The organism is Cryobacterium sp. TMT1-3 (assembly GCF_004402315.1).
Taxonomy (GTDB): Bacteria; Actinomycetota; Actinomycetes; order Actinomycetales; family Microbacteriaceae; genus Cryobacterium; species Cryobacterium luteum.
Genome location: NZ_SOFW01000006.1, coordinates 358,433 through 375,615 on the forward strand (window position 1 = coordinate 358,433; position 17,183 = coordinate 375,615).

13 protein-coding genes are annotated in these 17,183 nt (G+C 66.3%); 5 read left to right on the forward strand and 8 right to left on the reverse strand.

Translation table 11 applies throughout. From position 1 onward, the window contains the following. The first annotated feature begins 197 nt into the window (after positions 1-197). Positions 198-488, forward strand: a complete 291-nt coding sequence (locus tag E3O25_RS02235; RefSeq protein WP_092110786.1) for a DUF4031 domain-containing protein — start codon at positions 198-200, stop codon at positions 486-488. On the opposite strand, the gene E3O25_RS02240 is transcribed toward E3O25_RS02235, so the two are convergent. The 4 genes from E3O25_RS02240 to E3O25_RS02255 form a co-directional block, all read right to left on the reverse strand. Further along, a complete protein-coding gene (locus E3O25_RS02240) occupies positions 485-2,005 on the reverse strand; it encodes a hypothetical protein (protein ID WP_134360331.1) in 1,521 nt (506 codons plus the stop codon). The two genes, E3O25_RS02235 and E3O25_RS02240, sit on opposite strands and share 4 nt — an antisense overlap. A 20-nt stretch (positions 2,006-2,025) precedes the next feature. Continuing rightward, positions 2,026-2,799, reverse strand: coding sequence for a TIGR03943 family protein (locus E3O25_RS02245; protein WP_134360332.1), 774 nt, complete (start codon positions 2,797-2,799; stop codon positions 2,026-2,028). Further along, complete coding sequence (locus E3O25_RS02250; protein ID WP_241983753.1) at positions 2,789-3,766, reverse strand: permease; 978 nt, start codon at positions 3,764-3,766, stop codon at positions 2,789-2,791. Before E3O25_RS02250 ends, E3O25_RS02245 begins: the two co-directional genes overlap by 11 nt. A gap of 87 nt (positions 3,767-3,853) precedes the next feature. Continuing rightward, on the reverse strand, positions 3,854-6,766 hold the full coding sequence (locus tag E3O25_RS02255) for an Rne/Rng family ribonuclease (protein ID WP_241988475.1): 2,913 nt from the start codon (positions 6,764-6,766) through the stop codon (positions 3,854-3,856). A 349-nt stretch (positions 6,767-7,115) separates the two neighbouring features. Here E3O25_RS02255 and E3O25_RS02260 point away from each other — a divergent pair, with 349 nt between their 5' ends. Beyond that, a complete protein-coding gene (locus E3O25_RS02260) occupies positions 7,116-7,715 on the forward strand; it encodes a vitamin K epoxide reductase family protein (protein WP_241988466.1) in 600 nt (199 codons plus the stop codon). A 59-nt stretch (positions 7,716-7,774) separates the two neighbouring features. Here E3O25_RS02260 and ndk read toward each other — a convergent pair whose 3' ends face one another. The 4 genes from ndk to ileS form a co-directional block, all read right to left on the reverse strand. Then, on the reverse strand, positions 7,775-8,197 hold the full coding sequence (ndk, locus tag E3O25_RS02265; RefSeq protein WP_092110791.1) for a nucleoside-diphosphate kinase: 423 nt from the start codon (positions 8,195-8,197) through the stop codon (positions 7,775-7,777). Next, positions 8,194-8,571, reverse strand: coding sequence for a DUF4233 domain-containing protein (locus E3O25_RS02270; RefSeq protein WP_166805943.1), 378 nt, complete (start codon positions 8,569-8,571; stop codon positions 8,194-8,196). The genes ndk and E3O25_RS02270 overlap by 4 nt, the downstream gene beginning before the upstream one ends. Beyond that, positions 8,568-9,938, reverse strand: a complete 1,371-nt coding sequence (locus E3O25_RS02275; RefSeq protein ID WP_092110926.1) for a folylpolyglutamate synthase/dihydrofolate synthase family protein — start codon at positions 9,936-9,938, stop codon at positions 8,568-8,570. The genes E3O25_RS02270 and E3O25_RS02275 overlap by 4 nt, the downstream gene beginning before the upstream one ends. Positions 9,939-10,020: 82 nt before the next feature. Then, positions 10,021-13,440: an isoleucine--tRNA ligase gene (ileS, locus tag E3O25_RS02280; protein ID WP_370448714.1), complete on the reverse strand. Its 3,420-nt coding sequence runs from the start codon at positions 13,438-13,440 to the stop codon at positions 10,021-10,023. A gap of 283 nt (positions 13,441-13,723) precedes the next feature. On the opposite strand from ileS, the gene E3O25_RS02285 reads away from it, so the two are divergent. Genes E3O25_RS02285 through E3O25_RS02295 form a run of 3 tightly spaced genes read left to right on the forward strand, consistent with a single transcriptional unit; the run spans position 13,724 to position 17,183 of the window. After that, entirely contained in the window at positions 13,724-15,376 is a 1,653-nt protein-coding gene (locus E3O25_RS02285; protein WP_092110796.1) for an ABC transporter substrate-binding protein, read from the forward strand. Continuing rightward, a complete protein-coding gene (locus E3O25_RS02290; protein WP_092110927.1) occupies positions 15,361-16,326 on the forward strand; it encodes an ABC transporter permease in 966 nt (321 codons plus the stop codon). The genes E3O25_RS02285 and E3O25_RS02290 overlap by 16 nt, the downstream gene beginning before the upstream one ends. Then, positions 16,323-17,183 carry an ABC transporter permease gene (locus tag E3O25_RS02295; protein WP_134360335.1) on the forward strand — a complete coding sequence of 287 codons (861 nt, stop codon included), beginning with the start codon at positions 16,323-16,325 and terminating at the stop codon, positions 17,181-17,183. Before E3O25_RS02290 ends, E3O25_RS02295 begins: the two co-directional genes overlap by 4 nt.

Here is a 17,183-nt window from a genome sequence, read left to right on the forward strand (position 1 = left end):
GCTCTGACTTGTCTGCTGTATTCACTGCAGTACACGGACCGGCTGGCCCAGCGCACTCAGAAAACCCTGGTCTTTGCGTTTATTTTTCTAACGCACACCAAGGGTTGACTTTACCTGATCCGCTACCCATGGTCAAACCAACGGCACGGCGTGTCTGAACCACGGATGAAACACAGTGCGGCTCGTAGACTTCGATCATGGCAATACTTATCGACCAGCCTAGCTGGCCGGCGCACGGTACGGTGTGGGCGCACCTTGTGAGCGACTCACATCTCGAGGAACTGCACGCTTTCGCGGTCGCCGCCGAGATTCCCCGGCGTGGTTTCGATCTGGACCACTATGACGTGCCCGAAGCGCGCTACGCCGATCTGGTCGCGGCCGGGGCGCTGCCGGTGACCTTTCGCGAGATGATCGTGCGGTTGCGCTCCAGCGGTCTGCGGGTGAGCGCTCGGGAACGGCGCGAGCGCCAGGGCGCCCCGCCGCCTTAGTGCCAGCTGGTATCGAACCCGAGCACGCTGCGGCGAATCTCACCGGTGGCGACGTTCACGAACAGGGTGGTCGCATCCGCTGCCTGGGAATTGACGGGATAACCGTCGGAGACTTCGGTGTTTCGGTTCGGCACAATCTGCACGGCCAGAAACTGGTCGTTTGGAGAGAGTTCGAAACCGACGATCGTTTCCGAAGCGGATGCCGGCGCATAGACCGTGCGCGCCTCACCGTTCTGCACGAGGGAGAGGTACTGGCGCACGGCACCGGTGGCCGGGTCGAACTCGGCGACCCGCTGCACGTAGCCGTTGGGATCTGTACCGTCTGCTCCCCCGGCGAGAAACCGGAGTTCGGCGGTATACCGCGTGGTGCCCACGACGCTCTGCGGCACAATGATGGACTCGGTGCCCTGCGACAGGTCGAGCATATACTGACCGTCACGGTCGGAGACGGCGACGCGCACACCGTCGGGTGCGAACGCGGTGAGGTTGGCGAATTGCCCGAGCGGAACCGGTGGGTCGAGTTCCGGCTCGTTTTCCAGGGGGTTGCCACCGGACTGATCGAGCGGATTGATCAGCATCATGGTGGAGTCGTACTGCTGGGCGACGATGTCGGCGCGACCGGCCATGAAGCCCCAGGTCGTGACGCTGAGCGGATCGCCGTCGACGTCGAGAACCGCCGTGGCCGCATTGGTGCGCAGGTCCAGCACGAACAGCACGTTGTCGTAGTGCGGGCCGGGGGCATCCGCTGCACTATCGAATCGAAAGCCGAGCAGCGACTGGCCAGGCGCGGCCTGCAGGTCGTGCACGAGGCCGGCGCCGGGCAGGTTGAGGGCTTCGGCTGCGCCGTCGGCGTCGACACGGTAGAGCGCATTCGTGAAGTCAGAACCACCGTGCTCGGAACTGCCCTGCTCGGAGTTGACCGTGACCACGGCGAGTTCGCTGCCGATCGGGACGAATTCCTGAATGTTCGGGGAAGCAAAGGCCACGTCGGTGTCTGCTGAACCGGTCGTGGTGCGCAGAATGCGGTCGGCGGCGCGGGCACCGGCATCCGCTGACGGGGCCGCGCGACTGAGATAGTACAGCGAGGGTTCACTCGTGCTGAATTTTGCGGTGAGGGTTGAGTCCCGATTGACTGCCGTACCGGTGACCCCGCGCACGGCGACCGCGTAGTCGGTGTTGTAAGCCAGCGGCTGGGAAAAGGAGATGACGACCGAGTTTGCGCTCGTCGTCACCTGGAACGTCGTGGCGGGCTCGATGCTGATCTGTTCAGGGGTGACCTCCTCGAGTTGTCGGTTCGTCGCAAGCACCAGGCGTGCGTTGGCGGACGACACGACGGCGGCCCTGTCGATGTCGACGGCGGTGAGGCGGGGGCCGCTGACCAGGTTGACGGCGATGAGCGCGGCGCAGGCGGCGACGAGGCCACCGACCAGTATCCAGAGGGAGCGGCGGAACGGGCGCATCGATCGGGGCGGACTGGGTTGCCCGGTCAGCAGATCAACCCTGGGCTCAGTAGACATAGGCGCAGTAGACATAGGGGTCAGTAGACATACGGGTCATTCGGCTGGTCGACGACAAGGATTTCGACCGGGGTGATCGCGAGCGGGTCGCTCGCCGCCGCGCTCACGCTCAGGTCGAACCGGCCGGTGACCTGCACCCAGTCGTCGACCTCGTATTCGGCCTGCCAGCCCGGCAGGTAGACCGGAACGCCGATCGGCTGGGCGTCGACGGCGCAGCAGGTCACGACGAACCGGGCGACGTAGAACACGTTCTCGGGGTCCTGGGCGTCGGGTGTCACGAATCCGATCACTTGAGCGGTCTTGTCGGAGTAGAAGGCGGGATCGGATGACTGGGCCAGCAGGGACACCCATTCCCGCACGCTGAGCTGTTCGAAGTCGCCGGTGCCGATGAGCGTCGCAGCCTGCTCGGCGTCATCATCGGTGCCCAGCCCGCCGGAATTCACCTCTCGCTGGGTCGCGGTCGCGCTGCTCAGGGTGGTCGGCGGAACGATGACCATGGCGACCCCCATGACCAGGAGCAGCACGACTCCCACCCCGGTCAGGGTCGTCTCGACCGGTCCGGTGCGCTCGACCTCGAAGGTGCGGCGCCGGGCGAATCCAGCGGCCACAAGCACGAGCCCGATGACTGCCATGGCCATCGTGAACACGAAGTAACGGGGGTGGATGTAGAGGCCGAGCTGGCCGCTCAGGCCCAGCCAGAGGGTCGCCACGACGACCACGAGGCTGAGCAGCACGCCCTGCCAGCGCTCCGCCCAATAACGCAGGGCAGCGTTCGTCTTGCGGTCAGGCAACATAGTTCACCAGCAATCCGAGCGCCGCACTCATCAGGCCCACCACGACGGTGATCTGCAGCAGGGTGCGACTCGTGAAGGTCGTGCGCATGAGGGCGAGCATCTTGACGTCGATCAGGGCGCCGAACACCAAAAACGCCACGATGCCGCCGGGCAGAAAGGTGCTGCCGAAGGACAGCACGAAGAAGGCGTCGACGTTGGAGCAGACCGCCACGATGAAGGCCAGGGCCATCATGGCCAAAACCGACCACACCGGGTTGCTGCCGAGAGCGAGCAGCACCGACCGCGGAACGAACACCTGGGTGAGGGCGGCAACGGCGGAACCAATGAACAGGGCCGGCATGATCACCGAGGTCTCGCGAATGAAAATCTCGGTGGTGCGGCTGAACCGGCTCTCCCGGTTGTGCGCATGATCGTGCCCGCTGGTGGAACCGAGCATGCAGGCCGCCGCGAACCGGCTGGTCAGCAGGCTTTGCGGGTTGGGGTGTTTGCTGAACAGCCAGCCGACCACGTTGGCGATGAGGAATCCGCCGAGCAGGCGGGCCACCAGGATATGGCCGTCCCAGCCGAAGGCCTGGTGCGTGGTGATTATGGTGATCGGGTTCAGAATGGGCGCGGCGAGCAGAAAAGTGATCGATTCGGAGACGGTGAACCCGCCGACCATGAATCCGCGGGCGAGCGGGACGTTGCCGCACTCGCAGACCGGAAAGAACATGCCGAGCAGCGAGATCGACGCGCGACGCAGAATCGGGTTGCGCGGCAAGTGCCGGGCCAGTACTCCGTGCGGCAGCCAGACCTGCACGACCGCCGAGAGCAGGATGCCCAGAAAAACGAACGGCACCGACTCGATGATGACGCTGATCGCGAGGGTCAGGGTGTCCTGCACCCGGTCCGGCAGCGAGAAATCGCTCAGTTGTTCGTCGACGAAGGCCGGTGACATTGCCCGCACGACGAAAACGGCGAGCACCACCAGCACCCCCGCGGTGAGGCCGAGAGGCCATCGCCGCAGGAGAGGGAGTTGCCCGCCGATTGCGTTACCGTCTGACTTTATCGACGGTTAGGCGCCGTGCGGCGGCTGGCCGGGCGCCGATGTGGCGGTCGTCGTACCCGTCGCGGTCAACATGGCCTGGCCGGTGGAACCGCCGGCGGTCGTGACGCGGCGGCTGCGCGCGCGTCCCTGCCCGGGCAGTTTCGGTTCGGGCAGCGAGTCCAGCACCGAATCCAACAGCTGGTCGGTGACCTGCTTACTGGGGCGCCGGGCGGTGCGCGTTGACTTCTTCACCGGAATGTCGAGGATGTCGACGGACTCGGATTGTTCCGCCGCGGGCGCCTGAACCGCCGGACTGGCTACTGTCGGGGCGCCGGCTGCCAGGGTGCTGCGGCCGCCGCGGGTGCGGGGTGCTGCATCCGCTGCCGGGGTGGAAACGGTGTCGACGCTGAACGGCTCGCTGCTTCGCTCACTGACAGGGGCAGCGGATGCCGCTGGCTCAGTCTGCTGCGTGCTGGCTTGCTCGCTGGCCTGACGGGCGCGGGCCTGTTCGGAGCGCGACTGCTGACCGCGCCCGTTCTGACCACGCGAACGCGACTGGCGGCCACGCGAACGCTCGGTGCCGGTCTCGACGGTGTTGGCCTGCTCAGCCACGACCTGCTCGGTGACTCCCGGCTCGGTGTTGCCCTGTTCGGTGTCGGCCGGCTCGGTGTTGGCCGGCTCGGTGTTGCCCTGTTCGGTGCCGACCGGAGAGAGAGCCGGTGCGTCGGCATCCGCTGCCCGGGTTTCGGCCGGAACGATGGCAATGGAACCGGTGCGGGTGATGGTGCGGGCGGCGATCAGGGCGAGGGCGTGCTTGGCGTCCTCGGTGATGCCGTGGGTGCCCTGGCCGCTCTTCGGCGCGTCGGAAACGCCGGTGCCGCCGAAGTGGGCGTCACGGTTGCCTCCATCACGCTGCCCCGAGCTGTCCCGGTTGCTCGAGCCGTTAGTGGCACCAGGGGTGCTGCCCGACCCGTTGCTGCCCGAACCGGTGCTGCCGGCCGTGCTGCCAATCTTGGTGCGCGGGCGGCGTTCCTGCGGCGGCTGCGCGGTCTGGCGGTGCTTCACGACCGGATCGTGGTGCACGATGATGCCGCGGCCTGCGCAGGCCTCGCAGTTCTCGCTGAACGATTCCAGCAGGCCCAGGCCAAGCTTCTTGCGGGTCATCTGCACGAGTCCGAGCGAGGTGACCTCGGCCACCTGGTGCTTGGTGCGGTCACGGCTGAGGCACTCGATGAGGCGACGGGACACGAGGTCGCGGTTCGACTCGAGCACCATGTCGATGAAGTCGACGACGATGATGCCGCCGATGTCTCGCAGGCGCAGCTGGCGCACGATTTCTTCGGCCGCTTCGAGGTTGTTCTTGGTGACGGTCTCTTCGAGGTTTCCGCCGCTGCCAACGAACTTGCCGGTGTTGACGTCGACGACGGTCATGGCCTCGGTGCGGTCGATCACGAGGGATCCGCCGGACGGCAGCCACACCTTGCGGTCGAGGGCCTTTTCGATCTGCTCCGAGATGCGGAACTCGTCGAACGCGTCGACCTCGCCCTCATAGGTTTCAACCCTTTCGAGGAGGTCGGGGGCGACCTGGCTGAGATAGGTCTCGATCGTGGAGCGCACGTCGGGGCCGGCCACGACCATGCGCTGAAAGTCTTCGTTGAAGACGTCGCGCACGATCTTGACCAGCAAGTCGGGTTCGCTGTGCAGTTCGGCGGGGGCCTGGGCCGATTCGACCTGTTCGGCGATGTTCGCCCACTGCAGGCGCAGTCGGTTGACGTCGACGGTGAGCTGTTCGTCGGTCGCACCCTCGGCGGCGGTGCGTACGATGACGCCCACGTTGTCGGGCAGAACCTCCTTGAGGATCTTCTTCAGGCGCGCACGTTCGGTGTCGGGGAGCTTGCGGCTGATGCCGTTCATCGAGCCGTTGGGCACGTAGACGAGGTAACGGCCGGGCAGGGAAACCTGGCTGGTCAGGCGGGCGCCCTTGTGACCGATCGGGTCCTTGGTCACCTGCACGAGTACCTTGTCGCCGGGCTTGAGGGCAAGCTCGATGCGGCGGGCCTGGTTGCTGGTGCCGGAATTCTCGGCAGCGGCGTCCCAGTCGACCTCACCGGAGTACAGCACGGCATTGCGGCCGCGGCCGATGTCAACGAAGGCGGCCTCCATGCTCGGGAGCACGTTCTGCACCCGGCCGAGGTAGACGTTGCCGATGAGCGAGGCGTCCTGGTTCTTGGCGACGTAGTGCTCGACCAGCACGCCGTCTTCGAGCACACCGATCTGAATCTTGTTGTGCTTGGCGCGCACGACCATGAGGCGGTCGACGGACTCACGGCGGGCGAGGAACTCGGCCTCTGTGATGACCGGGCGACGACGACCGGCGTCACGGCCGTCGCGGCGGCGCTGCTTCTTTGCTTCGAGCCGTGTGGACCCCTTGATGCGCTGGGGTTCGGTTATGAGTTCGGGTTCACGGGGTGCGCGCACCTTGACGACCGTGTTGGCGGGGTCGTCGGTTCCGGACCGGTTCTCATCGCCGGTGCGACGACGGGCCCGGCGGCGAACCGTCGGGGCCTCCACGTCGTCGTCGTCGTCAAGTTCGTGGTGTTCCTGGTGGGACTGCTGCTGTGACGAGCGGATGCCGGTACGAGCCGGCATCGGCAGAATCTCCGGCGCCTGGAAGAGCAGGGAGAAGGACGAGCGCACCGGGGCCGCGACCTGGTCGTCGGCCGTGGCGTCTGCCGGGGTGGTTGGCGTAGCGTCGATCATCTGCTGGGCTCCGGTGACGTTGTTGTACTCGGCGATGGTCACCTTCGCGGGGGCGTCGGCCACTGGCACGATGGGCGCCTCGATTGCCGGCACGGTCGGTACTGAGACCAGCGCCTTCCGTGTTGATTTGCGAGTGCCGAACAGGCTCTTGCGTTTTTTGTTTTCGTTGTCTTCCACCATCACTGGTGCGCTCCTTGACCGCTGTGGGTGACCGCGCCACCCACCGGTTACTCTCTCGTGCGAGCCGGTCACCTTCGTGACCACCTCGCGAATGTTTTACTACGGCAACCGGCTTTGCTCCCTGTTGCTGCTCGGGGGCGGTGCTCTGGCTGCTAAAACTTCGGGTCGTGGGACCCTAATTCCGGGCGACTGTTGCCCGGGCAAGCTCTGTACTCATTAAGCTCTGTCTTCATTAAGCACTGTCTTCATTAAGCACTGTGGCGTCTGCTTGAGCGCGGCTCAACGACTATCAACGATTATCGCATGTAATCGCACAAAGCCACGCCGTGCGCGTGGCATAATCGCAAGAGTGCCACAGACAGAGCGTTCACAGCGTCCAACCGGCCTGGCTTTTTTCCTGATCATCGCCGGAATCATCGCGTTTGCAGCGGCCTTCGCCCTCACGCTCGACAAGATCCACTTGCTCGAGGATCCGAACGCTCAGCTGAGCTGCAGTTTCAGTGTCCTCATCGGTTGCGCGACCAATCTCTCCTCGCCGCAGGGAGCCGTGTTCGGCTTTCCGAACTCGCTGATCGGACTCGCCGCCTGGAGTGTGATCATCACGATCGGCATGGCGATACTGGCCGGGGCGCGGTTTGCCCGCTGGTTCTGGGTGGGACTCAACGTCGGCATGCTCGCCGCGATCACCCTCGTGATCTGGTTCATCGGCCAGAGCATCTTCGTGCTCGACGTGCTCTGCCCTTGGTGCATGGTGACCTGGGCGGTGACCATTCCGGTTTTTCTCACCGTGACCCTCTATAACGTGAAGGTCGGCAACCTGCCGGGTGGGGCATCCGTTCGCCGCGTGGCTGCCGGAGCCTATTCGTGGATTTTCGTCATCACGATCGTCTGCTATATCGTGTTTTTCATCGTTGCGCAGGTCAACATGGACGTGCTGAACCGACTGTAATCTGAACCGAAAATTGCCCCCGCTCAGAATTGAGACGAGGGCAATTGGCGTGGTGCTGGCTAGTCGAACCAGAGGGCGAGCTCGCGCGCGGCGGACTCGGCTGAGTCCGAGCCGTGCACGAGGTTCTGCTGAACCTTCACGCCCCAGTCGCGACCGAGGTCACCGCGGATGGTGCCGGGCGCGGCGGTCGTGGGGTCGGTGGTGCCGGCGAGGGCACGGAAGCCCTCGATGACCCGGTTGCCGGCGATGCGGAACGCAACGATGGGGCCGCTCTCCATGAATTCCACGAGGGGCTCGTAGAACGGCTTGCCCTCGTGCTCGGCGTAGTGCGCGGCGAGCAGCGAGCGGTCAGGTTCGACGAGCTTCACGTCGACGAGGGAATACCCCTTGGCTTCGATGCGGCGCAAAATTTCGCCGGTCAGGTTGCGGGCAACGCCGTCGGGCTTGACCAGGACGAGGGTTTCTTCGATCGGGGTGTTCATACAGTCTCCTTGGATTGGTCGGGATTTGAGTGGTCGATGCGGGAACCGGTGATCATGCAGTAGGTCCACATGGCGGCAAACAGGGCGCCGACGAAGAACATGGCCGGCGTGACGAACCCGGTGGCGATGATGACCGCCTGCAGCAGCCAGCCGATCGCGTACGACCAGCGATAGCGCAGGAGTCCGATCAGCGCGACCATAGCGAGGACGAGTAGCACACCGCCGATGATGACGGCGAGCGGGGAGACCGGGCCGGGTTCGGCCTGGACCGACACCAGGCCAAGCGTGACGACGGCGCCCAGGAAGACGACGATGGTCTCGAAGCCGAGGAGGATCGTGGCGAGCGAGCGTGTGACCGACCGCGGCCCCCTCATTTCTCCATCCATTCGCCGGCGGCGGCGAGGGTGATCGCTTCGCCGACGAGCACGATGGATCCGGTGACCAGCACGGCCCGCTTGGGCGCCTCGGCGGCCCACTCGCGAGCGCTGTCGAGGGCACCGGCCAGGTCGTCGAAGCGGAACGTGACCTGCTCGCTGGTCCACTCGGCGATATTGTCGGCGAGGTCGTCCATGCGCACGGCACGTTCGGAGTGCGGCTCGGTGACGTAGAACCGGTCGACCTGGGGGGCGAGGGCCGCGATGATGCCTCCAGCGTCCTTGTCGGCGAGGATTCCGACCACGACGGCGATCTCGTCGAAGTCGAAGTACGCCTCGAGGGCCGCCGCGAGGGCCGTGGCACCGTGCGGGTTGTGCGCGGCGTCCACGAGCACGGTCGGTTCGATACCGACCAGTTGCAGGCGTCCGGGTGAGGTCGCGCTGCCGAGTCCCTCAGCGAGCAGATCCCCGACCAGGGCCTGGCTGCCCGCGCCGAGGAACGATTCGACGGCGGCGATGGCGAGTGCCGCGTTTTGGGCCTGGTGGGTGCCGTAGAGCGGCAGGAACAACTCGTTGTAGGTGCCGGCGAGGCCGCGCACCGAGATGACCTGGCCGCCGACCGCGACGGTGCTCGAGAGCAGTTCGAACCCCTCGTTCTCGCGGGCGAGGGTCGACTCGCTCAGTTCGACTGCACGGTCGAGTTCGGCCTGAACTTCCGGGCTCTGGGCTGCAGAAACCACGGCTGCCGCCGGCTTGATGATGCCGCTCTTGGTGCGGGCGATCTCGGCGACGGTGTTGCCGAGGCGCAGGGTGTGATCGAGGGCGATCGGGGTGAACACGGCCACCTGGCCGTCGGCGACATTGGTGGAATCCCATTCGCCGCCCATGCCGACCTCGATCACGGCGACGTCCACCGGTGCGTCGGCGAAGCAGGCGAAGGCGAGCACGGTGAGCGCCTCGAAGAAGGTCAGGGGTACCTCGCCGGCCGCTTCGAGCTCCTGGTCGACGAGCCCCAGATAGGGCTGGATGTCGGCCCAGTTCGCGGCGAGAATCTGGTCGCTGATCGGTTCGCCGTCAATGACGATGCGTTCGTTCAGCCGCACCAGGTGTGGGCTGGTCAGCAGGCCGGTGCGCAGGCCATAGGCGCGCACAATGCTCTCGACCAGACGGCTCGTGCTGGTCTTTCCGTTGGTGCCGGCCACGTGAATGATCGGGTACGAACTCTGCGGATCACCGAGAAAGTCCAGTGCGCGCCGGGTGGGCGCGAGGCGCGGCTGCGGCTGCGCCTCCCCCACCCGCAACAGCAGCTCGGCGAAGACGGCGTCTCCCGCTTCGCGGAAGGCGTCGAGGGGCGCCGGCTGGTTCATCGGCTCCTCATCGTCGCCGCGCCCGGTGATGTTCTTCCAGTCGGCGCTGTCGTCGGCGGGGATACCGTCGGTCGGGGTGTTATCAGACAAGGATGGCTCCGTTCACGCGTGCGACGGCTACGATGACGGCGCCCAGATTGACATAGTGGTCGGCTGCGAACCGTACGTAGTGCTCGACCGGCGCGCCGACGCGCGCTTCGAGCCACTCGGACGGCAGGTCAGCGGGAAAGTCGCCGGTGGACGGGCGGTGGGTGCTGAAACTCGTTGCGAGGGTCTCGGCCGCAACATCGACTCCCCGAGCGAGGTCGAAGGAATCGGCATCCGCTTCGCTTTGAAAGACGAGATCCAAACGGATGCGGTCGCTCACCTGGAAGCCCGCCGACTTGCGGGTGTCCTGCACGGCGCGAATGAGGTCGCGGGCGAAGCCCTCGGCCTCGAGCTCGGGGGTGGTGGTGGTCGCGAGCAGCGCGAAACCGCCGCCGGGCAGCAGCGCGAGGGCGGCGGCACCGTCGCCGGCGTCGCTGTTCGCTTCAAGGGTCAGCTCGTACTCACTCGGCTCCAGGGCGATGCCGCCGGCCGTGACGACGCCGTCGGTCTCGCTCCAGTCGCCGGCGCGGGCGGCCTTGATGACCAGCTGCACCTGCTTGCCGAGGCGGGGACCGGCGGCGCGGGCGTTGACGACGAGCTTGCTCGTGACACCGTAGGCTGGGGCGCTGTCGTCTTCGAGTTCGATCAGCGTGACCGTCTTCAGGTTGAGCTCGTCGCGGAGAATGGCGACGAAAGAGGCCAGCGCCTGCGTGTTGCCGGTGACGACGGTGAGGTTGGTCAGCGGCAGGCGCACCCGCAGGCCGGCCTGTTTGCGCAGCGACAGCACGGTGCTGCTGATCAGGCGCACCTGGTCCATCGTCGTGACGAGCTCATCGTCGGCGGGGAACAGGGTGGCGTCGGGCCAGTCTTCGAGGTGCACGCTGCGGCCGCCGGTGAGCCCCTGCCAGATGCGCTCGGTGACGAGGGGCAGCAGCGGCGCGGTGACCCGGCAAACGGTTTCCAACACGGTGTACAGGGTGTCGAAGGCTTCGTGGGCGGTGGCCCCTTCGGCGGCGCCGCCCCAGAACCGGTCGCGCGACCGACGCACGTACCAGTTGGTGAGCACGTCGGCGAAGTCACGCAGCCGTGCGGCGGCGACGGTGCTGTCGAGGGCTTCGAGGTCGCTCGTGACGCCGACGATAAGGTCGCGGGTCTTGGCGAGCAGGTATCGATCGAGCACGTCGGTCGAATCGGTGCGCCAGGTGGCTTCATAGCCGCTGGCACCGTTGGCGGAAGATTTAGTGGACGACGACGCATTCGCATAGAGGGTGAAGAAGTAGTACGTGCTCCACAGCGGCAGCATGACCTGGCGGGCACCTTCGCGAATGCCCTCCTCGGTGACGACAAGGTTGCCGCCGCGCAGCACCGGGGAGCTCATCAGGAACCAGCGCATGGCGTCGGCACCGTCACGGTCGAAAACTTCGTTCACGTCGGGGTAGTTGCGCAGCGACTTGCTCATCTTCTGGCCGTCGTTGCCGAGTACGATGCCGTGGCTGACCACGTTCTTGAAGGCCGGTCGGTCGAACAGGGCGGTGGAGAGCACGTGCAGCAGGTAGAACCAGCCGCGGGTCTGCCCGATGTACTCCACGATGAAGTCGGCGGGGTTGTGGGCTTCGAACCATTCCCGATTCTCGAACGGGTAGTGCACCTGCGCGAACGGCATCGAGCCGGAGTCGAACCAGACGTCGAGCACATCGGTGATGCGCCGCATCGTGGACTGCCCGGTAGGGTCGTCGGGGTTCGGTCGGGTCAGCTGATCGATGTACGGGCGGTGCAGGTCGGTCGGGCGCACCCCGAAGTCGGCGGCCAACTCGTCGAGCGAGCCGTAGACATCCGTTCGGGGGTATTCGGGGTTGTCGCTCTTCCAGACCGGGATGGGTGAACCCCAGTAGCGGTTGCGGCTGATCGACCAGTCGCGGGCGTTGCCGATCCACTTGCCGAACTGGCCGTCCTTGACGTTTTCCGGAACCCAGTTCACCTGTTGATTGAGCTCGACCATGCGCGGACGAAAGTCGGTGACGCGCACGAACCAGCTCGACACCGCCTTGTAGATGAGCGGGTTGCGGCAGCGCCAGCAGTGCGGGTATGAGTGCTCGTAGCTGGCCTGGCGAATGAGCCGGCCGTTGGCCTTGAGCAGCGCGGTGAGCGGCTTGTTGGCGTCGCTCCAGAGCTGGCCGGCCACTTCGGGAACGTCGCTGAGAAACTTTCCGCCGTCGTCGAGCGAGAGGATCACCGGGATGCCGGCGGCCTCACAGACCTTCTGGTCTTCCTCGCCGTAGGCGGGAGCCTGGTGCACGATGCCGGTACCGTCGCTCGTGGTGACGTAGTCGGCCACGAGGATGCGCCAGGCGTTCTGGGTGCCCCAGACCGCTTCGTCGGCATAGTAATCGAACAGGCGGTCGTAGCTGACACCCTCGAGCTCGAGCCCGGTCACCGTGCGCGAAACGGATGCGACGGCCTCAGCCGCCGACTCATAGCCGAGGTCCTTGGCGTAGTTGCCGACCAGGTCGATCGCGATGAGGTATTCGGCGCCGAGCACCGTGGCATCGGCTGATCCTTCGCGCAGCACCTCGGCATCGGGTGTGCCGTTCGGGCCGGCCGGCACGACGGCGTAGACGATTTCGGGGCCCACGGCGAGCGCGAAGTTCGTCGGGAGGGTCCACGGGGTCGTGGTCCAGGCCAGCGCACGCACGGCGGTGAGGCCGAGCACTTCGGCCTTGGCGCCGATCAGCGGAAAGGTGACCGTGACCGTCTGGTCCTGACGCATCTTGTAGACGTCGTCGTCCATGCGCAGTTCGTGGTTGGAGAGCGGGGTCTGGTCGCGCCAGCAATAGGGCAGCACCCGGTAGCCCTCGTAGGCCAGCCCCTTGGTGTGCAGCTGCTTGAATGCCCAGATCACCGACTCCATGAAGGTGATGTCGAGGGTCTTGTAGTCGTTCTCGAAGTCGACCCAGCGAGCCTGGCGGGTGACGTACTCTTCCCAGTCCTTGGTGTATTCGAGCACCGACTCGCGGGCCACCGCGTTGAACGCCGCAAGACCCATCTCTTCGATCTGACTCTTATCGGTGATGCCGAGCTTGCGTTCGGCTTCGAGTTCGGCGGGCAGGCCGTGGGTGTCCCAGCCGAACCGGCGGTGCACCTGCTTGCCGCGCATGGTCTGAAACCGGGGGAACAGGTCTTTGGCGTAGCCGGTGAGCAGGTGGCCGTAGTGCGGCAGACCGTTGGCGAACGGCGGGCCGTCGTAGAAGGTCCACTCCTCGGCACCGTCGCGCTGGTCGATCGAGGCCTGAAAGGTGTCGTCGTTCTTCCAGAATTCGAGCACCTCGTTTTCAAGGGCCGGAAAGTTCGGCGAGGGAACGATGGCCTCGGCAGGCGTGCCGTGGGGGGGCGTAGTACTGCTCTTGGGGTACAAAATGCTTCTCCTACCGGGACGGGTCACTGGGGCCCTGCTCCACGAGGACGAACGATTCTGTAGAAATCGCCGCGGTACCACCTCGCTTGCCGCCCGAAACCGCTGGGCGACCGCTTGTTCAAAGGCTGTGACGGGCCCGACCCGTTCGGTTCTACTGAGCTGCCAACCCGAGGGCGGGCATCCGTTCTTCCAAAGACTCCCCGGTGATAGCCGGGTCACTGTCATTGACCACAATCGTACCGGATGAACGACCGCCGTAGCCTAACGTTGAGGGGTGAAGAATCAAATGCGGCGCCCAGCCCGTCCCCGTCGTCTGCTCGCCGCCACGACCGGCATCGTCGCCCTCGGGCTGCTGTTGGCCGGCTGCACGCCGGCCGGCCCGAACGAACCGGCCGGCGAGCCCCGAAGCGGCGGCACGCTCACCTACGCCTCCGGCGACGCCGAGCCGAGCTGCCTCGACCCGCACGTCGGCGGAAACTTTCCCCAGGCGCTGGTCAGCGCCCAGTACCTCGAATCGCTCGTCTCCCGTAACGACGCCGGCCAGATCATTCCCTGGCTGGCCGAGTCCTGGACCCCGAGCGACGACGGCCTGACCTGGGACTTCACCCTGCGCGCCGATGTGACCTTCACCGACGGCACCGCATTCGACGCCGCAGCCGTGCAGGCCAACATCGCGCACCTGCAGAACCCGACGACACTCTCCTCGACCGGATACCTGGCCCTCGGCAAGGTGAAGACCGTTGCGGCGGTCTCCCCCACCGTCGTGCGCTTCACCCTGACAGAACCGGACAGCGCCCTGCTCGAGTCACTGTCCCAGCCCTGGCTCGCCATGGAATCGCCGGCCGCCCTCGAACGCAGCCAGGACGAGAACTGTGCCAGCCCGGTCGGCACCGGCCCGTTCATCGTGCAGAGCTGGGTGAAGCAGAACGCCATCACCCTCGTGCGCAACGACGATTACGTCTCCCCTCCAGCGGATGCCGCCCACGCCGGCCCCGCCTACCTCGAGGAGGTCATCTGGCGGTTCATCCCCGACTCGGCATCGCGCTACGCGGCCCTGCAGTCCGGCGAGGTCGACGTGATCGACAACGCCCAGCCGGACACGATCGTGCAGGCGAAGCAGAGCGATTCAATCGAGCAGCTCGACTCGCCCCGGCCCGGCGCCGCCAACCGCATCGAACTGAACTCGGGTCAGGCCCCCTTCAACGATGTGCGGGTGCGGGAGGCGTTCATCCGCTCGGCCAACGTGGACGATGCCGTGTCGAGCCTGTTCCAGGGCACGGCCACCCGCTCGTACTCGGCGCTGTCGAGCGTTGAGGGCACCGCCATCTCGAACGCCGCCCTGTTCGACTACGACCCGGCCGCCGCCGCCGAACTGCTCGATGCGGCCGGCTGGAACGAAACGGATGCCGACGGCTACCGGGCCAAAGACGGTGTGCGGCTGTCGGTGGAGTTTCCGGTGAGCACCAACCAGTCCATTCCGGCCGAGCAGAGCGTGTTCGAGCAGATTCAGGCGACCGCGAAGGAGACCGGCTTCGAGGTGAACCTCGCTCCGATGGATCTCTCCAGCTGGTACGCCGCCCTCGCCTCCAACGACTACGACGCGGTGAGCGCGCCGTACACCAAGGTCGGCCCCGACGTGCTGCGCATTCTGTACCACTCCGACAGCATCGTGCCGGCGCCAAGCGGGTACTTCGCCAACCTCGCCCAGGTGAACGACCCCGAGATCGATGCGCTGCTCACGACGGCGGCGCGCACCACGGATACCGACGAGCGCAGCTCCCTCTACGCCGACGCCCAGAACCGCATTCTGGAAGGCTTCTACCTTCTGCCGCTCTACGACCAGCAGAATCACTTTCTGCTGCGCGGCGATGTGCAGGGCCTTCGCACCCTGCCGACCGTGGCCGTGCCCACCCTGTACGACACGTGGCTGAACCGGTAAGCCCACGCCGGGCCGCGCTGCGAGTGTTCGCCCCCGTGGCAGCCCGCCTCGGCGGAGCGATCTTCGTACTCTGGGCGGTGGCCTCGATCACCTTTTTCGCGGTGCGCCTCATCCCGGGCGACCCGGCCCAGGCGGTGCTCGGCGGCCCCGGATCGCAGGCGTCCCCCGAAGCTCTCGCCGCGGTGCGCACCGAATACGGGTTCGACAAACCCGTTTTGGTGCAGTATCTGGCCCAGCTCGGCCGCCTCGCCACCGGTGATCTCGGCCGGTCGTACGCCCTCAATCAGGATGTCGGGCCGCTCGTGCTCGATCAGCTCGGCGGCACCGTGCTGCTGGCCGTTCTGGCCCTGGCTCTGGCCTGGCTGCTTGCCCTCGCGCTGGCCGCCTGGTCGACGCGCGGCGGCACGGTCGCCGCCCGGGTGGGGTCCGGCCTCGAGATCGTCGCGGCGGCGCTGCCGCATTTCTGGCTGGCGACCTCGCTGATCGTGGTGTTCAGCATTTGGCTCGGCGTGCTGCCGCCGATCAGTACCGTTGGCGCCGCCGGACTGGTGCTTCCGGTGCTCACCCTCGCGATTCCGCTGGCCGGTTTTCTCGGCCAGATTCTGCGCGAATCGCTGCTCGCGGCGTTGGAGAGCCCCTTCGTGCTCTCGGCCCGCGCCCGCGGCGAGAGTGAGCGCGGAGTGCTCTGGACCCATGCGCTGCGGCACGCCTCCCTGCCCGCAATCAGCCTCTCCGGCTGGGCGTTCGGTTCACTGATCAGCGGCGCGGTGGTCGTTGAAACCATTTTCGCTCGCCCCGGGCTCGGTCGCACCCTGCTGACCGCCGTCACCCTGCGAGACGTTCCCGTGGTGATCGGCGTGGTCATGATCGTCGCGGTCGCCTACATTCTGATGACGCTGCTGACGGATGCCGCCACTCGCCTGGTCGATCCCCGATTGCGCAGCGAATGAGCGATCTCGAGGTGCAGGCCGAGCTAGCCACCCAGGCTGCCCGCTCGGGTCAACCGCGCCGCCTCGGCCTGGCCGAGGCGACAGCCGGACTGCTGGCCGTCTTTCTGCTGGTCGCTGCTGTGACGCCGCAGCTGTTGGCCCCCGGCGACCCTCTCGGCATTGACCCGCTCTCGGCGTTCATGCCGCCGACGGGAGCGCACGTCTTCGGCACCGATGAGTCGGGCCGGGACATCTTCACCCGGGTGGTGCACGGCACCCAGTACTCGCTTGTGATCGGTGCCGCCGCCACGGCGATCGGGTTGGGGCTCGGCATCGTGCTCGGCACCCTGGCCGGGATGCTCGGCCGAGTGGTGGACTTCACCGTGAATCGGTTTCTTGAGGTGCTGTTCGCGTTTCCCGGCTTGCTCCTGGCCCTGCTGTTCATCGTCATCTTCGGCCCGGGAGTGGCGACCGCCACCATCGCCGTCGGGCTGTCCACAGCGCCCGGGTATGCCCGGATCGTTCGCGCGCAGCTGATCACGGTGCGCTCGGCGGCGTTCGTCGAGGCGGCGACCGTTCTTGGTCGCACCCGCTGGCAGATTCTGCTGCGTCACATTCTGCCGAACACCCTCGCACCGCTGTTGGTGCTCGCAACCCTCGGCATCGGGCAGGCCATCGTCTGGGCGGCGACGCTGAGCTACCTCGGCCTCGGTGCCGAACCGCCGACGGCCGAGTGGGGCGCCATGCTCTCGGCCGGGCGCACCTACATCACATCGGCCTGGTGGATGAGCTTCTTTCCCGGCCTGTTCATCGTGCTGACCGCCGTGACGGCCACGGTGCTCGGCCGCAGCATCGACCGAAGAATGAGGCACGCATGA

Bases quoted from the DNA above. Each gene is read 5' to 3' on its own strand.
- E3O25_RS02275 (WP_092110926.1), bottom strand. From the start codon at position 9,938: ATGAACCAGCCGGCGCCCCTCGACGCCTTCCGCGAAGCGGGAGACGCC.
- E3O25_RS02235 (WP_092110786.1), top strand. From the start codon at position 198: ATGGCAATACTTATCGACCAGCCTAGCTGGCCGGCGCACGGTACGGTG.
- E3O25_RS02285 (WP_092110796.1), top strand. From the start codon at position 13,724: ATGCGGCGCCCAGCCCGTCCCCGTCGTCTGCTCGCCGCCACGACCGGC.
- E3O25_RS02270 (WP_166805943.1), bottom strand. From the start codon at position 8,571: ATGAGGGGGCCGCGGTCGGTCACACGCTCGCTCGCCACGATCCTCCTC.
- E3O25_RS02240 (WP_134360331.1), bottom strand. From the start codon at position 2,005: ATGTCTACTGAGCCCAGGGTTGATCTGCTGACCGGGCAACCCAGTCCG.
- ndk (WP_092110791.1), bottom strand. From the start codon at position 8,197: ATGAACACCCCGATCGAAGAAACCCTCGTCCTGGTCAAGCCCGACGGC.
- E3O25_RS02245 (WP_134360332.1), bottom strand. From the start codon at position 2,799: ATGTTGCCTGACCGCAAGACGAACGCTGCCCTGCGTTATTGGGCGGAG.
- E3O25_RS02295 (WP_134360335.1), top strand. From the start codon at position 16,323: ATGAGCGATCTCGAGGTGCAGGCCGAGCTAGCCACCCAGGCTGCCCGC.
- E3O25_RS02255 (WP_241988475.1), bottom strand. From the start codon at position 6,766: ATGGTGGAAGACAACGAAAACAAAAAACGCAAGAGCCTGTTCGGCACT.